The sequence below is a fragment of the Mycobacterium sp. 1164985.4 genome, assembly GCF_001668575.1.
Classification (GTDB): Bacteria; Actinomycetota; Actinomycetes; order Mycobacteriales; family Mycobacteriaceae; genus Mycobacterium.
This window is the reverse complement of record NZ_LZMD01000095.1, coordinates 18,696-40,944: the sequence shown is the minus strand read 5'-3', so window position 1 is coordinate 40,944 and position 22,249 is coordinate 18,696. Positions and strand designations below refer to the sequence as shown.

The following is a 22,249-nucleotide window of genomic DNA, read 5'->3' as shown; positions in this document are numbered from 1 at the left end:
GATCAGCTACCGGCCACCAGATAGCTCGCCGCGGCCGCCGCGTCGCCCGTGGCGTAACTCGTGCCGGACTGGCCGACCCCGAGACCGGAGCGGCCGAGCTCCTCGACGCCATGGGCAGCGACGGCATTGTGCTCCGTGCCGTGAGCGCTCAGGCTGACGGCCGTCTGGATCGATACGGCGTCGACGGCCGGCGGGATCACAGCCGTCACCGCCGGCGCCGCCGCGGCGTGGGCGGCCGCCAACCGGGCCGTCAACGCCTCGACGGCCGAGGCTGCCGCGGCCAGGCCTTCGGGAATGACGCGAAGAGTCATCAGTTGTACTCCCTTCCACTGTTTCCGTTGTTGCTCGAGCGTTCGGCCAGCGCGTCCGCGAACGGATTGACCAGTTGCAGGAACGTCGGCCCGTCGCCGTCGTCGAGCAGCATCGCTCGGCCCGCGGGCAGACGGCGGAACCGGTGCCCCCGGATCTTGCCGCTGTCCTGCGGGTTGCCCGACAGCATGAGGATCGTGGCCTGCAGCTCGTTGAGCCGGCGTAGCAGGGGCGCGGTCATCAGGGCGTGCGCCGAGCCGGTGGCCCGCGCGGTCACGATGACGCGCAGCCCCAGTTCGCTTGCCTGGGAGAGCAATCCGATGATGCCGGTCCACGGCCGCTGTCCCGCGAACGGTCCGCTGATCGCGGGCGCGTCCGGGATCTGGTCGACGTCGTCGATGATCAGGTAGTGAGTATGCGTGTCGTCGCCGGACCGGTAGTTCCACCTGGTCAGTTCCTGCGCAGACATATCCGCCGGCGGGCGGCGCTTCTCCAGCAGGGCGGTCAGCCCGAGCATCGCCGGGGTGATTCGATCGATGTTCGGGGTGTATTCGTTGTCCGGGAACAACGGCTCGTCGACGAGGTGCAGACGCCGGTCGATCACCGTGAATGCGACGCTGTTTGACGTCGAGTTCTCGCGGATGGTGCGAATCACGTGACGCAGAAACGTCGTCTTGCCGGACTTGGCGTCACCGAACACCATCAGCAGCGGGTTCTGCCCGAACGCCATGGGCACCGCCGCGAGATCCTCCTCGCGCTGGCCGATGACCACCGTCTCCAGAGCCGGATACAGCGGGGCGACGGCGCTCGGCGCGAGCTCGTGCGGAAGCAACCGCACCGGTGGCGCGCTGACGCCGCGATGACGGGCATTGATCACCGCGATGTCACGCAGCGACGGCTCGGCGAACAGGAAGTGCTCGGCGGCCATGGTCAGGCCGCGACCGGGCTGATCGGCGGGCACCGCCTCGGCGGGCCGGCGCAGGGCACCGGTGACCCGCACGTTGCTGTCGCGCGGGTCCGACAGCTTCAGTTCGAGGCGCTGGCCGAGGCCGTCGCGCATGGCCAGCGGAACCTCGAGCCAGTTCGGCGTCGTGATGACCACGTGGATCCCGTAGGACATTCCCGTGTTGACCAGCTCGGTCACCTTCGACAGCAACGGGTTGCGCGTGTTGAAGGTGTCGGTGTTGTCGCGGCTGAACGCGTAGAGGTTGTCGATGACAAGGAAAGTCTTGGGGTAGACCTCTCCGCTTCCCCCATTACCGGAATGACCGCGTGCCTGGCGGGCGCGCAGCAGCTGTTCGAGCTCGCCGAAGGTACGGCGGATGCGCTCGGGTTCCAGGGGCGACGCGACGCTGCCGACGTGGGCGAGGTCTTCGAGCGCCCGCAACTGGCCGCCGCCGTAGTCCAGGCAGTAGAACGTGACGTCGCGCGGTGAGTGTAGGGCCGCTGCGGACAGGATGAACGTCTGCAGCGCCGTGGTCTTGCCCGACTTGGGTCCACCGTGGATCAACAGGTTGGACCCCGCCGACCTGGCGTCGAAGATCAACGGATCGCGGCGCATCGCGAACGGCCGGTCGATTTCGCCCAGCGGCCAACGCCATTCCCGCTCGGACACGTCGACACGGGCGAGCAGATCCTCGAGCGGGATCGGCTCCTCCAGCGGCGGTAGCCAGAGCGGCGGTGCCTTCGGACCGTAGTGGGCGAGCTGGTCGCCGATGGTGGCGATGAGCTTGCGCGGCGCGCGCTCCTCGTGGGCGGCCGGATCGGAGACGACAACCGTCTCGGCGGGCGCCTCGACGTGTCCGGCGGTGAACGGCTGCGGAACCGGAACCGACTGCACCACAACCGACCTCTCCACCCGCGGTGGGTCGTAGATGCCGTCGACGTAGGTGCTGCGGAACTTGACCGGCATCGCACCCGGCGCCGGCACCAGGAAGCCCTCGCCCTTGTGTTCGGGTCCCGCCTCGATGTGGAACGCGTCCTCGACACCGATGATCTGGCGGCTGATGGACGGGCTGGCCACCTTGAGGCCGATGCGGTAGGAGGTGTTCTTGTCGATGTCCTTGATCCGGCCGACGTCCAGCGTCTGCGAGGCGAACAGGATGTGGATGCGGAACGAACGGCCCTTGCGCGCAACGTAGTCGAACAGGTCCGCGTACTCGGGATGGTCGGAGAGCATCAGCGAGAACTCGTCGGCCACGACGAGCAGCGTGGGGAGCGGTGGCAGGTCGTGGCCCGCCGCGATCGCCGCTTCGTACTCGAGCACCGAGTTGAACGCACTGCCCTGCACCCGGCGGCCGGCCTCCATGAGCAACTGCTCACGCCGGGCCACCTCACCGCGCAGCGTATCGGCGAACCGGTCAGCCAGCGAGCGCTTCTCGGCCATGTTCGAGATGACCGCGACCACCTGCGGGAAGTCCCGGAAGATATCCGCCCCGGCCTCACCCTTGAAGTCCGCATAGATCACGATCAACCGATCAGCGGAATGAGTCGTCAACAGCGACAACAGGATCGCCATCAACGTCTGCGACTTACCGGAGCCGGTCATACCGATCATCAAGCCGTGCGGGCCCATACCGCCCTCGGCCTCGTCTTTGAGGTCGAAGATCAGCGGTTCCCCGGTGGCGGTCACGCCGATGGGCACCCGCAGTTCGTCCTCGCGCGCCCTCGGGGCCCACAAACTCGCAACGTCCAACGCCGCGGCGTCCGGAATGCCGAGCAGCGTGGAGAAGGTGGCGACACCGGTGCTGCCGGTGCGTGCGTGGCTCGGGTTCGAATCCCACTTCGACAGCCGACGCGCGATGTGGCGCGCGGTCGCGACGTCTAGCCGATCTGCGGCGTCGACATAAGGCTGCCAACCGCCGGTCTGCCAACGCTGCAACCTGCCGCCGCTCAAGTGCAGGATGGGTCGCTCCGGATCGGGATACTGCTCGCGGTGCGGCGGCTCGGCGATGCGCTGCACCAGCGTCACACCGGCCAATCCGGCCCGCGGGACGAGGGTAGTGGTGTCCACGTCGGGGTCGTCGACGACGATGAGCAGGTGCTTGACCTCGGCGTCGTCATCAATGCCGAACGACGGCCGGTCGTCCAGTGCGGGGGCGAGTTGCGCGCGCAGTTCGCCGATGTCGGACGCGAGGTACCGGGCAGGGCCAGCACCGTCTACGGCACCCGGGATGTCGTTGTGCGGCAGCCACTTCAGCCATGCCCAGTCATCACTCTCGATGTCCGGTGACAACAACGCGACGCCGAGCACAGCGGGGTCGTGCCAGGTGACGGCCTGGGCGATCCATGCGCGAAGCGCGGCGCGCACCTCGTCGGGCTCGCCGAGCACCGCGATGCGCGAGACCTTGCCGACGTCGATGCCGGCCGGCACGTCGCGCACCGTCCGCTGCACATCGAGCAGGGCCCGTAGTGCGCTGTGCGACACCGGTTCCAGATCAACCTCGTCCGCACTGTCCTTCACCCGCAGCGACGCGTTCAGCGGTGCGTCGTGCAGTCCGGTTCGTACCACCAGGAAATCGGGGTCGTGCGGGTCGCGCTCCCACTGTCGGCGGGTTCCCGGCACGTCGATGAGCAGCTTCGGATCCGGATGCGACCACTCCATCGCCGCGCGCTGCTCGGCGGCGTGTGCGCGCACGTTGTCGCGGACCACCGACAGGTAGCGCAGGTAGTCGGCACGCTCGGCGTCGACTTCCTCGGTGCGCATCTTGTTGTCGGTGCCTCGGTAGAGCGCTGTCGCGGCCAGCAGCAGGACGAACGGGAAGAACAGCGTTGTCGGCGAGATCAGTCGCATACCCGTCGCCACCAAGGCCACGATCATGCCGACGATCAGGATGACGATCAGGAACGGCAGCACCCGCCGCAGCAGCGATGGCGGAATCACCCGCGGCAGCTCCGGCGGCGGTTCGATCGCGATGGTGCCTTTGCGCGTCGTCGGCACCGGAATGCGGCGTCGCGCCTCGAATATGAGCCGGCTCACTACGGCGTCTCCCTCACGACAGCGGGGCGGGGGTCGGCGGCCAGGGCGTCATGGGCCAGCAACGCGTCGCTGCGCGACAGCGTCGGGCCGGGAGCGAACTGGCTCAACATCGACCAAGGGATGGGCAGGGCGGGCGGGTTCAGCCCGAGGGCGGTGATGGCGTTCTCGTCACCGTCGGTGTCGAGGCCGTAGCGCACCCCGACGTCGCTGAGCCAGAACGACGCTCCGCCGGCGGGCGACGTCGACACACCTCCGCCGTCCTGACCGACGGTCTGGACCAGGTAGCCGCGGCCGGGGACCAGCACCACGTTGTTCGCGGTGGTCCCGGAGCCCGCCCCCACGAGCTGCACGGGGTGCAGCTGATCAGACACCGGCAGCGTGACACCGGTGCGCAGGTCCAGCGTCGCGCTGGTGGCGTCCGCGGGTCGCTTCCACTCGGCACACGTCAACGGCGCGTCGGCGGCGTCGACGAGCGTAACCGGTTGTGCGGGAAAGGCGTCGACGTCGATGGTGTCGGCGACGGGCAGACGCGCGATGTCGTCGGCGCCCAGCCGCGGCGGCTGCTCGAGCCCGTATGAGTTCGTGTTGCGCATGATCGCGGCGACGACCGGCGAAATCGGTTGCAGCCCTTCGATGAGAACCGCATAGTGACGCAGGGTGTTGTCGGTGGCGAAGGATGCGACCACTGCGCCGACCGGCGCCTGCACCGGCAGCGGGTATCGCGGCGGCTCGCCGGCACCGGGAACGACCGGCGGACTCAGCGCGGGAGCTTCCGGGACCGCATTGAACAAGCCCGCCGCGACCGGGCGCACATCGGCACCTCCGGTGCCCAGACCCAGGGCACTGGTGACCGCGCGGTTGTTCATGTCGATCGGACTGCGGCGGCCGTTCCACAACAGCCATGTGCCCGCGTTGGGTCCGGCCGGGTTTGCGACCAGGATCGCCTTGTCATCGGCCAGCGGCGCGGCGCGTTCACCGCCGTCGGCCAACGGCCCCGCGATCATCGTGACACCGGCCGCCGGCCCCGAAACCCCGTCGCACACCGTCCAATCGGCGTCGCGGGTGGTGTTCTGTACCATGCGCTCGGGTGCACCCGGGATGCCGATCAGGTTGCCGCGCGGGAACTGGTCGATCTCGCTGGTCTTGACCTGCGACGGGTTGTCGGGACGGCCGGCGATCAACCGCGCGGAGGTCAGATTCAGCACGGGGTGCAGCTGCTCGCCGAGGCGGACGTAGAGCGCTGACGTGGTGCGGTCGGCGAGTATCGCGTCGTTGCCCGCGACGCCGCCGGGCCGGATCCACGAGAACACGAAACATCCCGCCACCACGGTGATCAACACCAGTGCGCCGACAAGCACCGAACGGGTCTGGGTACGCAACGGATCGACGAGCATGCGGGTGTCGTGCAGGGCGACACCGGATGCGATGCGCCGCATGATGAATCGCCACCCGGTCACCTGATGGCGGGTGACGAACCCGCGGCGGTACACGACGCGGTCGGGGTTTTCGTTCTCCGGCGTGCGCGAGGCGAACGCCCGACGGTCGGAGTTGTCCGGATTGCTCATTCGGGCACCGTCAGGCCGAGGCCACGCAGCAGCGGAATGGCGGATTTGGTGACGTCTTCATCGGTTATGGTCATCAGCTCGTCATCTGTGAAGTCGTGGGCTTCGGCGGTGGAACCGCCAGTCGGCCCGGAGTGATCGAGTCGGTACTCGCGCTCCTCCTCGGAACGCTCGACCAGGTTGCGGACGAACCGGCCGTTACCGGCGATATCGAGATTGCGCCGCTCCACACCCGCGGCGTCGGGCGTCGTCGCCGAGGCCAGTCGTCCGAACAGGTTTTCCATGTGCGCGAGCGCCGCCGGTTCGAAGACACTGTCGCGCTTCTCGGCCATCCGGACGGCGATCTCAACCAGTTCATGCGCTGTGTACGAAGGGAATTCGATGCTGCGGGTGAACCGCGACCGCAGACCCTCGTTGGTGTCGAGGAACGCGTCGAGGTCCTTGCGGTAGCCGGCGACGATGACGACCAACCGCTCGCGGTCATTCTCCATGCGTGCCAGCAGCGTGTCGATCGCGACCAGGCCGAAGTCGTTCTTGGCGCCGGTCGACACCAGCGCATAGGCCTCGTCGAGGAACAGCACGCCGTCGAGCGCGCTGTCGATGATCGCGTTGGTCTTGGCCTCGGTCTCGCCGATGTGCTGACCGATCAGGTCGGCACGGTGCACCTCGCGGACCGTCTCCTTCTTGAGAATGCCCAGGCCGCAATAGATCTTGGCGACGACGCGCGCGATCGTGGTCTTACCGGTACCGGGTGGGCCCGCGAACACCAGATGGTTGGTGCGCTGCGCGACGGTCAGGCCGCGCTCCTGACGACGGATCGCCATCGCAACCGAACTCTTCAGCCGCGCGACCTGATACTTGACCTCTTCGAGGCCGATGAACTCGGCAAGCTCGGCCTCGGCTTCTATCAGCAGGTGGGCCTTGCGCTCCTTGGCGCCCGGGTCGACGAACTCGGACTCGCTCGGCTCGGTGGCGGGATCCCACGGATCGGAGCGGCCCTCGATGCGCGCGGCAGTGGTCGGCACAATTCCGTACGAGGTGTCCGACAGCGCGAGCTCGACCTGCTCGTTCTCCGGGTTGGCGGCGTAAAGCTCGGCGAGCACATCGCCCGCGTCGAGCTCCTCACCCTGGGCGCGCAGGCACAGCGCCTTGACCAGCGTGCCGTCGACCGTCGCGACATCGACTGGGCCGGATGGCTCTTCGAGATACGACAGCGCGGGGGCGTACATGCCGAGGCGCGCGAGCGATGTGCCGAGCGCGACCCGCGCGGCGTGTGCGTAGGTCTCGCCGAGACGCGAGTCGTTGACGATCGGGGTGATCAACCGGACCACGTCCGACCACCGCTCGGTGCGGTAGTACATCGCGATCCGCACCCACCGGGCGTCCAGCCAGCTGGGCCGCCGGTCGATCAGGGGCTCGACGAGTTCGTCCGCCTCGGCGTATTCACCGGCATCGCACAGCGTGACCGCGTAGGCCAGCTGGAAGTCGTCCGGGGTCGATGCGGAGAACGTGAGGTACAGCCCGGTGTCGTAGGTGAAGGCGAGGTCCCCTTCGGCGAGCTGGACGTGACGCTGCAGCACACCCGCGGTCGCGACGGTCTGCCAGATGGCCTCGAGAACCCTGGCGCTGGTGTTTCCCGCTGCGGCCAGACCCGTCCACGCATCGCACTGGTCGCGCGCGATGCGGGTGAGCTCTGAGAACCCGGTCCGGGCCAAGGCCTGGTCCGGTGGGCGTCGACGGTCGTGCACCGACAGCCCAAGGGCGCGGCAACACGTGGCGAACCGGCTTACCACGTCGTGGTCGACGCGCGAAGTCGCAGCAAAATCCGTTTGTAGCGGCACGCGCCGTGATCTCCCCGTAGTTATGGCAGGCTAACTTTACGGGGCGAAGTTAGCATTGACTAAGCTAACTTGTACAGATGCACCTCGGGGCCTCGGCGAGTGAGCGGGCTCACGATCTGATGGCACTCACCAGGCATATCGTGCCGGTCATCGTTCCCGCCTCCGAACCCTCTTCGGGCACCGGTCGGCCGTGCTCGCGCAGATAGTCGACGAGTGGGGTGGCCTTGGCGCGCCAACCGCGGGCGCCGAACCACTGTGCGGCCGGCTGGTGCTGCTCGTTGTAGACCAGGCTGAAGAACTTGTCCTCGCCACCGACGGACCGCTCCTCTTCCCTCTTCGCCTCGAAGGCTGCCGCGTCCATGGGCGCCGCCTCCTCGACGGCGACGTGGCTACGGGTGGCGGCCAGCGAATCGATCCCGGTGAACAGCTCGCGCTGGGCGCTGGCGGGCAGGTAAATCAACAGGCCCTCGGCGATCCAGGCCGACGGCTCGTGCGGATCGAATCCGTTGTCGCGCAGTGCTCGCGGCCAACAATCGCGTAGATCGATCGGGATCTCGCGGCGCTCGGCCCGCGGGGTGTGGCCGTCGAGCGCCTGCCGCTTGAACTCGAGCACCCGCGGCTGGTCCAACTCGAAGACCACGGTGCCGTCGGCCCAGTCGAGGCGATACGCGCGGGAGTCCAGCCCCGCTGCCAGCAGCACGATCTGCCGCACTCCGGCGTCGGCCGCGGCGCGGAAGTAGTCGTCGAAGTACTTGGTGCGGACGGCCTGGAAGTCCACGAAATGCGCGCCGAAGTCGTCGGTGCGCAGAGCGTGGTCGGGCGCGCCGCCGTCGAGCAGATCGGCCCACTCACCTCCTACGGCGCGACAGAATGTCTCCGCGAACGGATCGATGACAAGGGGGGCGCGCTTCTGCGCTTCGAGCGCGCGGGCCGCGGCGACGAACAACGCGGTCGAGCCGACGCTCGTGGTGATGTCCCACGTGTCGTTATCGGTACGCATGTACCTCTTTGTACGCCGCGATTCTGACAGCTGGCTGAGCAGGACCGACTGACTACACCAGCTGACGGCCGGTGCGCACGCGCCAGTCCAGATCCTTGAGCAGGACGTTGAACGGGAACTGGCGGACGAACCGTGGCATCACGTTGTTGATGCGGCCGAGCAGGCGCATGACGCGGTTGAACCGCCGCTGTTCGGCCGCGCTCCACGGCAGCCCCATCTCATCGCGGAACCGTTGCGGCAGAAAGCCGGTCGTGATGAAGAGGTTGACCGCGTCGGTGCGCTTCTGCAGCCACGCCGGCAACTTGAGGTTGCCGATGCGCCCCGCCGCGATCGGCCACAGGTATTCGCGCACCGCGTCGTCGATGTGAACCTTGTCGAGCGACTGCTGCCAGTACTCGTCGAACGCCTTCCGGTCGGCGGGCCACATCTCTGCGGGCACCTGCAGCGTCGTGCCCAACGCCGCGCCGTCGCGGTAGTGGCGGTCGGCGGACGCGTCATCCATCTCGCCGACAAAGACGCGGTACACGTCGACGAAGCCCTTGTACAGGCAGGCGGCCACCCACAGCTGCAGGTCCTTGTCGAACGCGTTGTACTCGACCGGGCTGTCCGGCAGCGAGTACACCTCGCGATGCGACCGGTTGACCGCGCGCCGGTACGTGGCCTTCTGTTCGTCGGTGCCCGCCAGCGCGACGGCGAGGTAGGTGAACGTGGTCCGCGCGCGCTTGACGGGATGCCGGTCGGCCCGGCCGCTTTCGACGCGGCTGTCCTTGACGCCGTAGCCGACTCCCGGGCGCGCGAGCTCCATGATCACGTTGGCCGGTCCGGACAACAACCCGATGCCCAGCATCGCGTCCTCCGGTGACACGTCGCGGAGCAGCTTGCGCCCCGGCAGAGGCGCGTCGTTGACCGGTCGTCCGACGTGGTCGATCGGCTGGGTGACCATCGGGAACCCCTATCACAAATGTGAGAACACGTGTTTCCTGATATTGCCCCGGGTCGGCACCGGGTGTCAAGATGACAGCCATGGCACAGGTCCGGCCCTACCGCGGCGTAGACGCGGCCCAACGCCGGGCGCAACGGCGGCAGAGCCTGCTCGAGGCCGGGCTCGAGCTGCTCGGGGCGGGCGGTGACCCCGCCGAGTTGACGGTGCGCGCCATCTGCGCGCAGGCCGGGCTGGGGGTCCGGTACTTCTACGAGACGTTCACCGACAAGGACGACTTCGCCGCGCAGGTCTACGACTGGGTGATCGCGGACATCGCCGCGACGACCCAGGCGGCCGTCGCCGCCGCACCGCTGCGTGAGGGCTCCCGCGCGGCGATGGACAACATCGTGCGGACCGTCGCCGCGGATCCGCGGGTGGGACGTCTGGTGTTCAGCGTCCAATTGTCGAACACAGTCATCGTGCGCAAACGCGCCGAGTCCACGGCCCTGTTCGCCCACCTACTGCTGCAGCACGCGGGCAGCGTCGTTCCGCCCGACAACGAACTCGACGAGGCGACCGCGCATTTCGCGGTCGGCGGGGTGGGGCAGAGCATCAGTGCGTGGCTGGCGGGGCACCTCGAACTCGACGCCGACCAACTCGTCGACCGTCTCGCGGCGAACATCGATGCGGTTTCGGGAGTGCCGACGACCGACGCCTGATCCGATCAGGCTGTCACTCTCGGGCGCCGGTCCGCCGCTGTCTTGGGTGTCGCCTTCGCATCGCGCTCGGTGAACTCCTTGGTCCAACAGGCGAATTCGAGCGTGATGCCGTCAGGGTCGTGGAAGTAGAACGACCTGACGTAGACGCCGGGATGCACGGTCGGTGAAACCTGCGCCTCGCTGTCGTCGTGGTTGAGCACCGGGCCGACCCGCACACCCTTGGCTTTGAGCCGCTCCCGATACTCGTCGAACTTCTCGGCGGGCACATGGAACGCCAGGTGGTTCATGGTGCTGACGGCGCTGACGATGTCCCCGATGCCCGGGATGGCCTCCGGAGAGGAGACGCCGGGAACCCGGTCGGGCGCGTCGGCGAACCAGAAGAACGCGACACAGTCGCCGTTTCCGGCGTCGAAGAAGAAATGCTGACCCATGCCTCCCGGCAGGTCGAGCGACTTGATCAACGGCATTCCGAGGACGTTGCTGTAGAAGTCGACGGTCCTCGCCATGTCCGAGCACACCAACGCTACGTGGTTGATACCGCCGAGTTCGAACTCGGTGTTGGGATTATCGGGCCTGATCACGGGCGCCTCCTAGCGCGAATCTCTGGCCAGAAACGCAAATCGAACTTAGCATCAGGGGCAATCACGAGCAATGACGAACGGACCGGCACCGCTATGACGATCGTCCCGCGCGTCCCGCTGCCGATCGGGCCGATCTTCAAGATCGCAGAACAGCCTGCATCCCTTGATTTTTCGGCCGATCCCGGGGGGCTCGAATGACCAAAACACCGTCGACCACCGCAACCCCCGGCGTCACCCGCGAGTTCGTCGGCCTGGACTCCCCCACCGCCCGCCGCGCCGGTGCGGGCGGTCACCCCTGTCAGGGCATCTACCACCGCGGCGTCGGACGCAAACCGAAGGTCGCGATGATCGCCACGCATTATCAGATCGACTTCTCGGAGCACTATCTCGCCGATTACATGGCCACCCGGGGAATCGGGTTCCTGGGCTGGAACACGCGCTATCGCGGGTTCGAGAGCAGCTTCCTGCTCGACCATGCGCTCGTCGACATCGGTGTCGGTGTGCGGTGGCTGCGCGAGGTTGCCGGCGTGGAAACCGTTGTGCTTCTGGGCAACTCCGGCGGCGGATCGCTGATGGCGGCCTACCAGGCGCAAGCCGTCGATCCCCACGTGACACCGCTGCCTGGGATGCGCCCGGCCGGCGGACTCAACGACCTCTTACCCGCCGACGGCTATGTCTCGACCGCCGCGCATCCCGGCCGCCCCGACGTGCTCACAGCCTGGATGGACGCGTCGGTCGTCGACGAAACAGACGCCGTGGCAACCGATCCCGATCTCGACCTCTTCGACGAACGCAATGGCCCTCCGTTCTCGGAGGAGTTCGTCGAGCGATACCGCGCAGCCCAGGTCGCCCGGAATCACGCCATCACGGACTGGGCCGAGGCCGAACTCGAGCACGTGCGGGCCGCGGGGTTCTCCGACCGCCCGTTCACGGTGATGCGGACGTGGGCTGATCCGCGCATGGTCGACCCCACGCTGGAGCCGACGAAACGGCCCGCGAACATGTGCTACGCCGGAGTCCCCGTGCAGGCCAACCGATCTGCCCGCGGCATCGCGGCGGCCTGCACACTACGCAACTGGATCGGCATGTGGAGCCTGCGCTACGCGCAGACCCGCGCCGAACCGCACCTCAACCGGATCACCTGCCCGGCACTGGTCATCAACGCCGATCAGGACACCGGCGTGTTCCCATCCGACGCGGAGCACATCTTCGACGCGTTGGCCAGCACGGACAAAGCCCAGTGTTCGATCGACACCGACCATTACTTCACCACGCCGGGGGCGCGCAGCGAACAAGCCGATACGATCGCGAAGTGGATCGCGAAGCGGTGGCGGTAGCAAACGAGCCGCTGAGGGTCCTCGCCCATTTCACTCCCGGCCCCAGGGCGATCGACTTCGTTGCGCCGCAGTCCGATTGGCTCGACATCCGCTATTGCGCGGAAGATGATGAGGCCGCCTTCTACCGCGAACTCTCCGAGGCCGACGTCATCTGGCACGTGCTGCGGCCGATCTCCGGTGACGACCTCGCCGAAGCGCGACGCTGCCGGCTGGTGCACAAGATGGGCGCCGGGGTCAACACGATCGACGTGGCGACCGCGACTGACCTGGGCATCGCGGTCGCCAACATGCCCGGGGCCAACGCCCCATCGGTCGCCGAGGGAACCGTGCTGCTGATGCTCGCCGTGCTGCGCCGGCTGACCGAACTCGATCGTGTGACCCGCGAGGGCCGAGGTTGGCCGTCCGACCCGAGCCTGGGCGAGACCGTCCGCGACATCGGCGGTTGCACCGTGGGTCTGATCGGCTACGGCAATGTCGCCAAAAAGGTCGAGCACATCGTGCGGGCGATGGACGCCGAGGTGTTGCACACCAGCACGCGCGACGACGGGCACCCCGGCTGGCGAGAGGTACCCGACCTGCTGGCCGCCAGCGACATCGTCTCGCTTCATCTCCCGCTGACCGATGCGACGGCCGGCATGATCGACCGCACGGCGCTGAACCGCATGAATCCCGGCGCGGTGCTGGTGAACACCAGCCGCGGCGCGATCGTCGACGAGACGGCCCTCGCTGACGCGCTGCGCGCGAAGAAGTTGGCCGGCGCGGGTCTCGACGTGTTCGCGACCGAACCCGTCGAGACCGACAATCCGTTGTTGTCGCTCGACAACGTGGTGCTCACCCCGCACGTCACCTGGTACACCGTCGACACGATGCGTCGGTACCTGGAGCACGCGGTCGACAACTGTCGCCGCCTGTGGGACGGCCGTGAACTGGCCAACGTCGTGAACGGTATCGTGTCTCCCAACCGACCGGTTAATAGGGACACTCCGTCACAGTGAGGTGCACGTATGCCCATTGCAATCAGTCCTGAGCACAACGATCTGGCCGACTCGGTGCGGTCCTTCGTCGCTCGGGTGGCACCGTCTGAGGTGCTGCACGAGGCCCTGGAGACACCGATCCCGAACCCGCCGCCCTACTGGAAGGGCGCGGCCGAACAGGGCCTGCAGGGTGTGCACCTGTCCGAAGACGTAGGTGGACAAGGCTTCGGAATCCTCGAGCTCGCCATCGTCGCCGCCGAATTCGGCTACGGCGCCGTCCCGGGGCCATTCGTGCCGTCGGCCATCGCCAGCGCGCTGATCGCGGCCCACGACCCCAACGCCCCGCAACTGGGTGACCTCGCCTCCGGCGCGACGATCGCGACCTACGCCATCGATTCCAGCCTGACCGCCACCCGCCACGGTGAAGGCGAAGCGGCCGGGCTGGTCATTCGCGGCGAGGTGCGCGCCGTGCCTGTCGCCGGGCAGGCGTCGCTGCTGGTGCTGCCCGTCGCTATCGACAGCGGCGAAGAGTGGGTGGTCCTCGACGCCGACCAGCTGGAGATCGAACCCGTCACGAGCCTGGATCCGCTGCGGCCCGTCGCGCACGTACGCGCCAACGCCGTCGAGGTGGGCGACGACCGGGTGCTGAGCAACCTGAGCCGCCCGCTGGCACGTGCGTTGATCTCGACGTTGCTGTCCGCGGAGTGCGTCGGCGTTGCCCGGTGGGCCACCGACACCGCCGCCGCATACGCCAAGATCCGCGAACAGTTCGGTAGGCCCATCGGTCAGTTCCAGGCCATCAAGCACAAGTGCGCTTCGATGATCGCCGACACCGAGCGCGCCACCGCAGCTGTGTGGGATGCCGCCCGGGCCATCGACGAGTTCCGCGAAACCGGTTCGACCGAAGCCGCTTTCGAGTTCGCCGCGGCTGTGGCGGCCACCCTGGCGCCCGAAGCGGGCCAGCACTGCGCCCAGGATTGCATCCAGGTGCACGGTGGCATCGGCTTCACGTGGGAGCACGACACCAACGTCTATTACAGGCGCGCGCTGGTGCTGGCGGCCGGCTTCGGCAGGCACGCCGATTACCCGCAGCAGGTCGTCGACGTGGCGACCACCACGGGGATGCGCAAACTCAACATCGACCTCGATCCCGACACCGAGAAGCTGCGCGATGAGATCCGCGCGGAAGTGGCTGCGCTCAAGGCCATTTCGCGCGAAGAGCGCAACGTCGCGATCGCCGAGGGTGGTTGGGTGCAGCCGCATCTGCCCAAGCCGTGGGGACGCGCGGCCGGCCCCGTCGAGCAGATCATCATCGCCCAGGAGTTCGACGCCGGTCGGGTCAAGCGCCCGCAGATGGGCATCGCGGCGTGGATCATCCCCTCGATCGTGGCGTTCGGCACCGACGAGCAGAAGCAGCGCTTCCTGCCGCCGACGTTCCGTGGCGAAATGATTTGGTGCCAGCTGTTTTCCGAGCCGGGTGCGGGATCGGACCTGGCCAGCCTGACGACGAAGGCGACGAAGGTCGACGGTGGTTGGCGGATCACCGGGCAGAAGATTTGGACCACGGGTGCGCAGTTCTCGCAGTGGGGCGCGCTGCTCGCGCGCACCGATCCCAATGCGCCCAAGCACAACGGCATCACCTATTTCCTGTTGGACATGGCCAGCGAAGGCGTCGAGATCAAGCCGTTGCGCGAGCTGACCGGCAACGCGATGTTCAACACCGTGTTCATCGACGACGTCTTCGTGCCCGACGAGATGGTGCTCGGCGAGGTGAACCGGGGCTGGGAGGTCAGCAGGAACACGCTGACCAACGAACGCGTTTCGATTGGCAGCAGCGAACCGCCGTTCCTCGCCAGCCTCGCCGACTTCATCACGTTCCTCCAGGAAGGTCAGTTCGACCAGATCGAGCAGAATTCCGCGGGCAGGCTGATCGCCGAAGGCCATGCTGCCAAGGTGCTCAACATGCGTTCGACGCTGCTGACGCTGGCCGGTGGTGATCCGATGCCCGCGGCGGCGATCTCCAAGCTGCTGTCGATGAAGACCGGCCAGGGCTACGCGGAGTTCGCGGTGTCGTCGTTCGGCACCGACGGCGCGATCGGGGATCCGAAGCAGGAACCCGGCCGATGGGCGGAGTACCTGCTCGGCAGTCGGGCCACCACGATCTACGGTGGGACCACCGAAGTGCAGCTCAACATCATCGCCGAGCGCCTGTTGGGACTGCCGCGCGATCCGTAAGGCGCTCGCCACGGGCGTAGCCTGGAATCAAGTTCACGGCCCGATGTTTGGCGGAAGTGATGAGCAGCTGCGGTATTCGTCTGGCCCGCGTGACTGTGGGTGCCGCGGCGATGGCGGGGCTGTTCGTCGCGCCGACGGTCATCGGCGACGGTCCTGCACCGCGCGAGCAGGCTGCGCCGTGCTATCCCGGCATCATCCCGGGCAACCCGTGGGCGACTTCCTGCAACTTCGGTAAGCGGCCGCCGAAGGTCCGCGGCGGTCCTCCCGACCAGACCGCCGTGATCGCGTGCCGCGACATCCCCGGATGCCTGTCGTGGTACGTCAACGGGCCTTGATGGAACGTTTATTGATCTCCTCGAAGGCAACTATTGAGTCATGACCAACGACGTCGAGAAGCGCTGGGACCGGCCGGGAGCGTTTCGGGCCGCCGCCATCTACACGGCGGTGGTGGTCGCGGTCGCCGCCCTCGCCTTCGTCATCTACGCGGTCGTTTCGAAGACCTCGATCGTCGCCGCCTCGACCGTCCCGGCCATCCTGTTCCTCGGCGGGGTCGGCGCGTTCGTCAGGACGTACCGCGAGTGGAAGGCCGAGGGCGCCTGGGTGCAGTGGCAGGGCGCCGGGTGGTTCCTGCTCCTGCTGATGCTCGTGTGTCTGGCCATTCCCGGCGCGGCCGCAATGGCCGACTAGGGCACGATCGAATCGACGTAGCCGCCGTCGACGCGCACCGCCGCTCCCGTCGTCGCTGATGCCAGCGGCGACGCGAGATAGGTGACCAGATTGGCGATTTCGGCCGGTTCGATGAGCCGCTGCAACAACGACTGCGGCCGATGCTCACGCATGAACTCGCGTTGCGCCTGCTCCCATGGCAACGACTTGTCGACGAGTTGGTAGACGAAGTCCTCGACACCCGCGGTGTGTGTCGGCCCGGCGATCACGGAATTGACCGTGACACCGGAGCCCGCCGCATCCTTGGCGAACCCTCGTGACAACGCCAACAGCGCGGTCTTGGACACGCCGTAATGGATCATCTCCTCGGGTATCACCAGCGCGGAGTCGCTGGCGATCTGGATGACCCGCCCCCAGCCCCGCTCGGTCATGGCCGGCAGATAAGCACGAATGAGCCGGGCTGCTGCCAACACGTTGACCTCGAAATAGGTACGCCACTGCTCGTCGGTGATCTCGCGGGCCGGTACTGCGCCGAAGATGCCCAGGTTGTTGACCAGGATGTCGACGTCCGGTAGCCGCTCGAGCAGCTCGGCCGCGCCCTCCTCGGTGGCCACGTCGGCCGCGACGCCGAGCACGTCGCCGTCCAGCTTCGCAACGGCCTCGTCGACGCGTTCGCGGCTGCGGCCGTTGACGGCGACGCGTGCGCCACTGTTGGCCAGGGCCTCGGCGATCGCCAGCCCGATGCCTTGGGTCGACCCCGTGACGAGCGCGGTCTTTCCAGACAGATCAATGTTCACGCCCTGCTACTACCTCGGCGGCGGCGCGACTATTCCGACTGGTTGGCGTCCGCCTTCTTGCCCGACTTCTTCTCCGCACCGTCGGCCTCGGCCTTTTCGCCGTCGGCTTTGCCCTTCTTATTGCCCTTACCGTCGGCTTCTGCCTTTTCGCCGCCTCCGTCGGCTGTCTTTTCACCGCCTCCGTCCAGGTCCATGTCCCGCAACTCGCGCTTCAGGATCTTTCCGGTCGGGTTACGCGGCAGCTCGTCGAGGAAGACGACCTCGCGGGGCACCTTGTAGCGAGCGAGGTGCTCGCGGACGTAATGCTTGATCTCGTCCTCGCCGATCGAGGCGCCGTCGGCCTTGACCACGAAGGCCCGGAGCCGATGGCCCCACTCCTTGTCCTCGACACCGACCGCCGTGGCCTCCACGACCTCCGGATGACCGCTGATCAGGTCCTCCACCTCGGCCGGGAACACGTTCTCGCCGCCGGACACGATCATCTCGTCGTCGCGGCCGCTGACATACAACAGGCCGTTCTCGTCGAAGTAGCCGACGTCACCCGAGGACATCAGCCCGTCGACGATCTGCTTGTGCCCACCGCCGGTGTAGCCCTCGAACGGGAAGAAGTTGCCGACGAAAATCCGCCCGACCTCGCCCTGCGGCAGTTCGTTGCCGTCGTCGTCGAGGATCTTGACCTTCACGCCCTTGACCACCGGCCCGACGGTCGCCGGGTTCTTCTCCAGATCCTGGGGCCGCGCAATCGTGGCGAAGGCGATCTCGGTCGACCCGTACAGGTTGTAGATGACCGGTCCGAGCGCCTTGAGCCCACGCTGCGCCATCTCCGCGCCCAGCTGTGAACCCGACACGAAGACGATCCGCAACGAGGACAGATCGGGCTTGTGGTCCATGCCGTCGAGCGCATCGAGGATGCGCGACAACATCACCGGCACCACCACGATGGCGGTCACCTTGTGCTTCTCGATGTCCTCGAGCACCTTGGCGGCCTTGAACTTCCTGCGCAGCACCAGCGTGGTGCCCAGCATCATCGCGATCGTCGCGTGCAGGAAGCCCAGCGCGTGGAACATCGGCGCCGGAAGCGCGGTGACCTCGCCGCCCTTGAACGGCACGTGCGACAGCACACCACCGATCGGGGCCAGGGTCGGCGGCGTACTTCTGTTGGCACCCTTGGGCGTTCCCGTCGTACCACTGGTCAAGATGATGACCGACGAGTGCTTGGTCGCCTTCGGCGCGGGCTTACCGGTGTGGCGCGAGACGAAGTCCTCGAGCGTCTCGTCGGTGCTCTTCGACGGCTCGTCGCCGGAGGCGGAGGCCGACGATTGATCTGCGTCGGGGTTCACACCCAGCGCGCGCAACTTGCCCAGCGGCGGGTCGGCCTTCGACACGGCCTCGCAGTACTCGTCGTCGTAGATGATCAGCTTCGCGCCTTCGCGTTCGGACACCTCCTTGACCTGGGGGCCCGAGAACTCGCTGTTGAGGAGGATGATGCGGGCGCCGGTGCGCGCGGCGCCGTACAGCGCGACCAGGAACCACCGGTGGTTGCGGGCCAGGATCGCGACGCCGTCACCACCCTTGACGCCCTTCTCCAGCAGCCCGTTGGCCACCGAATGCGCGGCATCGTCGAGTTCCTTGAAGGTCATCTCGCCGAAGTCGTCGATGATCGCCGTCCCGTTGGGGGTACGTCGGGCATTGAGCGCCGGGATCATCCCGAACTCGCCCCACCGCCGGATGTCGGCGAGCATCGCGGCGACATTCTGCGGTGGTTCGATCTTGAACGCACCCGCGCCGAACATCTTCGCGGCGTAGTGCAGCTCGGCCGACCCGCGTTCGACGAGTTGCTGAGCCTTGGCGAACGCTTGCAGCGGGAGCTCCTGAAGTCTGGCCATGACCCCACCATATGTGACCCGCGTCGCAGTGCGGCCGGGAAACTAGCATGACGCTATGGCCGTACCCCGGTATCTGGAGGTCGACGGTCACCAGGTGCCCGTCAGCCACCCCGACAAGGTCGTCTTCCCCGATATAGGTGTCACCAAGGCGGACCTGATGCAGTACTACCGCAGCGTCGCCGACGGCGCCCTGCGCGGTGTTCGCGACCGGCCGATGATCCTCAAGCGGTTCGTCAAGGGCATCACCGAGGAAGCCGTGTTCCAGAAGCGGGCGCCGAAGAACCGACCGGACTTCGTCGACATCGCCGAGTTGAAGTACGCGTCCGGGACGTCGGCGGCCGAAGCCGTGCTGCGCGACGAGGCCGGCCTGGTCTGGGCGGTCAACCTCGGATGTGTCGACCTCAATCCGCACCCCGTGCGCGTGGACGACCTCGCCCACCCCGACGAGCTGCGCGTCGACCTCGATCCGATGCCGGGCGTGACGTGGCCACAGATCATCGACGTCGCGATGGTCGCCCGCGAGGTCCTCGAGGATCACGGGCTGACGGCGTGGCCGAAGACATCCGGGTCGCGGGGCTTCCACATCTACGCCCGGATCCAGCGGCGCTGGCCCTTCAAGTTCGTCCGCCTCGCCGCGCAGGCGGTGGCCCGGGAAGTCGAACGCCGCGCCCCCGACATCGCCACCGCGCGCTGGTGGAAGGAGGAGCGTGAAGGCGTCTTCGTCGACTTCAACCAGAACGCGTTCGATCGAACCGTCGCCTCGGCATATTCGGTGCGCGCGACACCGGACGCCAGGGTGTCGACACCGCTGCTCTGGAGTGAGGTGCCCGATTGCCGCCCCGAGGCCTTCACGATCGCAACGGTGCCGCAGCGGTTCGCCGAACATGGCGACCCGTGGGAGGGCATCGACGATGCGGCGGGATCGCTCGACGCGCTACTCGACCTCGCCGACCGCCTCGGCCCGGCGGAGAAGGCGCCGCGCGGAGCCAAGCGTTCGGGCGGAGGCAGCGGCCGGCGGGTGTCCTCCAAACCGCTGATCGAGATCGCCCGCACCAAGACCAAGGACGAGGCGATGGCGGCGCTCGACGAGTGGCGACGGCGCCACCCGTCGGTGGCCGAAAAATTAGAGCCCGCAGACATTCTCGTCGACGGGATGCGCGGGCCCAGTTCGATCTGGTACCGCATACGGATCAACCTGCAGCACGTGCCTGAAGACCAACGGCCCGCGCAGGAGAAGTTGCTCGCCGATTACAGCCCCTGGGAGAACTATTCGGGCCCCCAGTGGATGCGCGGTAATTGACGGTTTGCTGGCTGAAGCAAATTGTGCTTCTTACCAAAGTATTAGCCGGTGTTGCCGGTTGCCTTAATCTCACCTCTTACATTGAGGTCATCGACGAAGCTGACCTACCAAAGGAGGCAGTGATGTACGGGAACCCGACATTCGACTGCGCCGGTGCCCAGCTTCATGCGGTGTGCCGCCAGTTGGCGACTGTCGTGACGGTAGACGGCGTCATCGACGACCGGAACATCGAACGAATCACCGCCTTCGCTCGCCGATTCGTGTTGGCCGAAAAGCCGTTCGTTCTCGATTTGAGTGGTGTGAGTTCATGCGCAGAGCAACTTATTTCGCTGATGTACGACGTCGATGAGTGCTGCTATCACGCGGAGGTGGACTGGGCTGTCATCGTCAGTGACGACGTCCAACGAGTACTGCGCGGCTCCGGAGTGAGCGTCCCGGTTGCCGTGTCAGTGCCCGATGCTCTTCACCACTTCGCGGAGAGCATCGAGAAACGGCGCCGGCTCCTGCCGCTGCTGACCCAGAAGACTGCATAGCGGAAGGCGACCAGGTGCTACTCGACATTCGCTGGCTCGGTTACCTGCTTGGCCGTCGGCATCCGGCGGCCAAGCAGACCGGCCACGCCTACTGAGCCGGACATATCGACGCCCGTCCTCGACGCGTGATGCGATGGATCATCGACGGGATGAACGTGATCGGCTCGCGCCCCGACGGCTGGTGGCGAAATCGTCACCAGGCCATGGTGACCCTCGTCGAGCGATTAGAAGCGTGGCGTCGGGCGGGTGACGACGTCACCGTCGTATTCGAACGCCCCCCGAAGCCGCCCATCGAATCAACCGTCGTCACCGTCGCGTTTGCGCCCCGCGCGGCGGCCAACTCGGCCGACGACGAGATCGTCCGCCTGGTCTGTGCAGACGGTCAAACGGCCGACATCTGCGTTGCGACCTCCGACCGAACCCTCGCCGAACGGGTGCGGGCGGCCGGCGCGTCCGTCGTCCCGGCCGAGAGGCTACGGGGTCTCATCGAACCGCGGTGACGCCTTCAGCCCGCCAGTCGGGCGATCGGCCCAAGTGACGCAGAATCCGGTCGAGGTCACCCTCGCCGTCCTCGTGCGCCACCGCGCGGGCGAACGGCGAGTTGTCCATCTCGCGGAATTCGCCGTCGGGTACCGCGAATGCCAATGGCTGCACGGCGTCGATCACTTCGGAGGGCAGCGCGTACGGCAGACCGATGCTGCGGGCGACGTCCCAGCCGTGCACCACGTAATCGACGAAATGGAAACCGATCGCCATTGCACCCGGGACGGTCGCGTCCTGACCGAACTCGGGTAGCGCGAACGTCGCTTCCAGCACGCCGTCGGCGGCGAATTCGTCCAACACCTCGGCGGCCGCCGCTGCGTATACGCCGCCGGGGTCCGCGCGAACCGCCTCGGCCACGGCCGCGGGCTCCCACACCGCGAGATCAGCGCCGACCCCGCGTGCAGCAGCGGCAAATCCTTTGTGCTGCACGGTCATATGGGTCAACAGATCGGCCAGGTTCCATCCCGCACACGGCGTAGGGCGGTCGAGGTCAGCGGCAGTGATTTCCGAGACGATGTCCATTGTGGCGGTGACCGCGATCCGGTGGGCCGGTCGCGGATCGATATTAGTATGCATGCGCTTATAATATACCTAAGCATATTATCGGTCAACGCTTAATATCCCTGCATGCCGCCGAAGCCGCGACGACAAGACCTCGCGGCGATGCTCGCCCCGCTGCTCCGTCGACTCATCGCTCTCGAAACCCCCGTGCTGACCGAGCACGGCGTCTCGATGTGGGGATACAGCGTGCTGCTGGCGCTCGACGAGTCCCCGGTGCGTACCCAGGCCGCCCTCGCGGAGGCGATCGGCGCCGACAAGACGCGGATCATCCCCACGCTCGACGAGCTGCAGGACAAGGGTTATATCGAACGACGGCCCGATCCCGCCGACCGGCGCGTCCGGCTGCTCGCAATCACCGAAGCCGGCCGCGCACTGAAGGATTCGGTGCAGGCGGAGATCCAACGCGGCGAGGAACGGTGGCTCTCGGTGTTGTCGCCCGCCGACCGCCGGGCCTTCCTGCGGGCTCTGCACGAGATGACGCGCGTCGACGACACCCCATAGGGT

At 67.1% G+C, this 22,249-nt stretch carries 19 protein-coding genes and 1 pseudogene; 10 read left to right on the top strand and 10 right to left on the bottom strand.

Annotated elements, in window-relative coordinates; genetic code table 11:
* Positions 1–2: 2 nt before the first annotated feature.
* The 6 genes from A5650_RS22510 to A5650_RS22485 form a co-directional block, all read right to left on the bottom strand.
* A complete protein-coding gene (locus A5650_RS22510) occupies positions 3–311 on the bottom strand; it encodes a PE family protein (protein WP_067297056.1) in 309 nt (102 codons plus the stop codon).
* The gene (gene eccCa, locus A5650_RS22505; RefSeq protein WP_067297052.1) at positions 311–4,288 is read right to left on the bottom strand and encodes a type VII secretion protein EccCa; all 3,978 of its coding nucleotides are present in this window, start codon (positions 4,286–4,288) and stop codon (positions 311–313) included. Before eccCa ends, A5650_RS22510 begins: the two co-directional genes overlap by 1 nt.
* Complete coding sequence (eccB, locus tag A5650_RS22500) at positions 4,288–5,853, bottom strand: type VII secretion protein EccB (RefSeq protein ID WP_067297048.1); 1,566 nt, start codon at positions 5,851–5,853, stop codon at positions 4,288–4,290. The genes eccCa and eccB overlap by 1 nt, the downstream gene beginning before the upstream one ends.
* Entirely contained in the window at positions 5,850–7,691 is a 1,842-nt protein-coding gene (eccA, locus tag A5650_RS22495; RefSeq protein ID WP_286150393.1) for a type VII secretion AAA-ATPase EccA, read from the bottom strand. Before eccA ends, eccB begins: the two co-directional genes overlap by 4 nt.
* 109 nt (positions 7,692–7,800) lie before the next feature.
* Positions 7,801–8,691 (bottom strand): class I SAM-dependent methyltransferase, encoded by an 891-nt coding sequence (locus A5650_RS22490; RefSeq protein ID WP_067297041.1) that lies wholly within the window; start codon positions 8,689–8,691, stop codon positions 7,801–7,803.
* Between the two features lie 52 nt (positions 8,692–8,743).
* A complete protein-coding gene (locus A5650_RS22485; protein ID WP_067297037.1) occupies positions 8,744–9,634 on the bottom strand; it encodes an oxygenase MpaB family protein in 891 nt (296 codons plus the stop codon).
* 80 nt (positions 9,635–9,714) lie between these two features.
* Here A5650_RS22485 and A5650_RS22480 point away from each other — a divergent pair, with 80 nt between their 5' ends.
* Entirely contained in the window at positions 9,715–10,332 is a 618-nt protein-coding gene (locus A5650_RS22480) for a TetR/AcrR family transcriptional regulator (protein WP_067297033.1), read from the top strand.
* Positions 10,333–10,337: 5 nt separating this feature from the next.
* Here the strand turns inward: A5650_RS22480 and A5650_RS22475 are convergent, their stop codons facing one another.
* Complete coding sequence (locus A5650_RS22475) at positions 10,338–10,913, bottom strand: VOC family protein (RefSeq protein ID WP_067297029.1); 576 nt, start codon at positions 10,911–10,913, stop codon at positions 10,338–10,340.
* A 194-nt stretch (positions 10,914–11,107) separates the two neighbouring features.
* Here A5650_RS22475 and A5650_RS22470 point away from each other — a divergent pair, with 194 nt between their 5' ends.
* The 5 genes from A5650_RS22470 to A5650_RS22450 all read left to right on the top strand — a co-directional run bounded on the left by A5650_RS22470 (position 11,108) and on the right by A5650_RS22450 (position 16,146).
* The gene (locus A5650_RS22470; protein WP_067297026.1) at positions 11,108–12,250 is read left to right on the top strand and encodes an alpha/beta hydrolase; all 1,143 of its coding nucleotides are present in this window, start codon (positions 11,108–11,110) and stop codon (positions 12,248–12,250) included.
* Positions 12,226–13,245 (top strand): 2-hydroxyacid dehydrogenase, encoded by a 1,020-nt coding sequence (locus A5650_RS22465; RefSeq protein WP_231992738.1) that lies wholly within the window; start codon positions 12,226–12,228, stop codon positions 13,243–13,245. The genes A5650_RS22470 and A5650_RS22465 overlap by 25 nt, the downstream gene beginning before the upstream one ends.
* A gap of 9 nt (positions 13,246–13,254) precedes the next feature.
* A complete protein-coding gene (locus A5650_RS22460) occupies positions 13,255–15,459 on the top strand; it encodes an acyl-CoA dehydrogenase family protein (RefSeq protein ID WP_067297022.1) in 2,205 nt (734 codons plus the stop codon).
* Positions 15,460–15,548: 89 nt separating this feature from the next.
* The gene (locus A5650_RS22455) at positions 15,549–15,794 is read left to right on the top strand and encodes a hypothetical protein (RefSeq protein ID WP_231992736.1); all 246 of its coding nucleotides are present in this window, start codon (positions 15,549–15,551) and stop codon (positions 15,792–15,794) included.
* A 40-nt stretch (positions 15,795–15,834) separates the two neighbouring features.
* Positions 15,835–16,146, top strand: coding sequence for a hypothetical protein (locus A5650_RS22450; protein ID WP_067297015.1), 312 nt, complete (start codon positions 15,835–15,837; stop codon positions 16,144–16,146).
* Here the strand turns inward: A5650_RS22450 and A5650_RS22445 are convergent.
* Complete coding sequence (locus A5650_RS22445) at positions 16,143–16,922, bottom strand: SDR family NAD(P)-dependent oxidoreductase (protein WP_067297012.1); 780 nt, start codon at positions 16,920–16,922, stop codon at positions 16,143–16,145. The genes A5650_RS22450 and A5650_RS22445 overlap by 4 nt on opposite strands.
* 191 nt (positions 16,923–17,113) lie before the next feature.
* Positions 17,114–18,808, bottom strand: a pseudogene (gene fadD2, locus A5650_RS22440) (long-chain-fatty-acid--CoA ligase FadD2); the annotation flags it as partial.
* A 55-nt stretch (positions 18,809–18,863) separates the two neighbouring features.
* Between fadD2 and A5650_RS22435 the strand changes: the two are divergent.
* The 3 genes from A5650_RS22435 to A5650_RS22425 all read left to right on the top strand — a co-directional run bounded on the left by A5650_RS22435 (position 18,864) and on the right by A5650_RS22425 (position 21,141).
* Positions 18,864–20,108, top strand: coding sequence for a DNA polymerase domain-containing protein (locus tag A5650_RS22435; RefSeq protein ID WP_067297009.1), 1,245 nt, complete (start codon positions 18,864–18,866; stop codon positions 20,106–20,108).
* A gap of 122 nt (positions 20,109–20,230) precedes the next feature.
* On the top strand, positions 20,231–20,641 hold the full coding sequence (locus A5650_RS22430) for an STAS domain-containing protein (protein ID WP_067297006.1): 411 nt from the start codon (positions 20,231–20,233) through the stop codon (positions 20,639–20,641).
* 128 nt (positions 20,642–20,769) lie between these two features.
* On the top strand, positions 20,770–21,141 hold the full coding sequence (locus A5650_RS22425; protein WP_067297004.1) for an NYN domain-containing protein: 372 nt from the start codon (positions 20,770–20,772) through the stop codon (positions 21,139–21,141).
* On the opposite strand, the gene A5650_RS22420 is transcribed toward A5650_RS22425, so the two are convergent.
* Positions 21,125–21,760, bottom strand: coding sequence for a TIGR03086 family metal-binding protein (locus A5650_RS22420; RefSeq protein ID WP_067297001.1), 636 nt, complete (start codon positions 21,758–21,760; stop codon positions 21,125–21,127). The genes A5650_RS22425 and A5650_RS22420 overlap by 17 nt on opposite strands.
* A 51-nt stretch (positions 21,761–21,811) precedes the next feature.
* Between A5650_RS22420 and A5650_RS22415 the strand changes: the two genes are divergently transcribed.
* Entirely contained in the window at positions 21,812–22,246 is a 435-nt protein-coding gene (locus A5650_RS22415; protein WP_067296998.1) for a MarR family winged helix-turn-helix transcriptional regulator, read from the top strand.
* Positions 22,247–22,249 lie beyond the last annotated feature (3 nt).

Excerpts from the sequence above, each read along its gene's own strand:
- A5650_RS22510 (WP_067297056.1), bottom strand. The coding sequence starts at position 311 with ATGACTCTTCGCGTCATTCCCGAAGGCCTGGCCGCGGCAGCCTCGGCC.
- eccB (WP_067297048.1), bottom strand. The coding sequence starts at position 5,853 with ATGAGCAATCCGGACAACTCCGACCGTCGGGCGTTCGCCTCGCGCACG.
- A5650_RS22490 (WP_067297041.1), bottom strand. The coding sequence starts at position 8,691 with ATGCGTACCGATAACGACACGTGGGACATCACCACGAGCGTCGGCTCG.
- A5650_RS22485 (WP_067297037.1), bottom strand. The coding sequence starts at position 9,634 with ATGGTCACCCAGCCGATCGACCACGTCGGACGACCGGTCAACGACGCG.
- A5650_RS22480 (WP_067297033.1), top strand. The coding sequence starts at position 9,715 with ATGGCACAGGTCCGGCCCTACCGCGGCGTAGACGCGGCCCAACGCCGG.
- A5650_RS22470 (WP_067297026.1), top strand. The coding sequence starts at position 11,108 with ATGACCAAAACACCGTCGACCACCGCAACCCCCGGCGTCACCCGCGAG.
- A5650_RS22460 (WP_067297022.1), top strand. The coding sequence starts at position 13,255 with ATGCCCATTGCAATCAGTCCTGAGCACAACGATCTGGCCGACTCGGTG.
- A5650_RS22450 (WP_067297015.1), top strand. The coding sequence starts at position 15,835 with ATGACCAACGACGTCGAGAAGCGCTGGGACCGGCCGGGAGCGTTTCGG.
- A5650_RS22435 (WP_067297009.1), top strand. The coding sequence starts at position 18,864 with ATGGCCGTACCCCGGTATCTGGAGGTCGACGGTCACCAGGTGCCCGTC.
- A5650_RS22430 (WP_067297006.1), top strand. The coding sequence starts at position 20,231 with ATGTACGGGAACCCGACATTCGACTGCGCCGGTGCCCAGCTTCATGCG.
- A5650_RS22425 (WP_067297004.1), top strand. The coding sequence starts at position 20,770 with ATGCGATGGATCATCGACGGGATGAACGTGATCGGCTCGCGCCCCGAC.
- A5650_RS22420 (WP_067297001.1), bottom strand. The coding sequence starts at position 21,760 with ATGCATACTAATATCGATCCGCGACCGGCCCACCGGATCGCGGTCACC.
- A5650_RS22415 (WP_067296998.1), top strand. The coding sequence starts at position 21,812 with ATGCCGCCGAAGCCGCGACGACAAGACCTCGCGGCGATGCTCGCCCCG.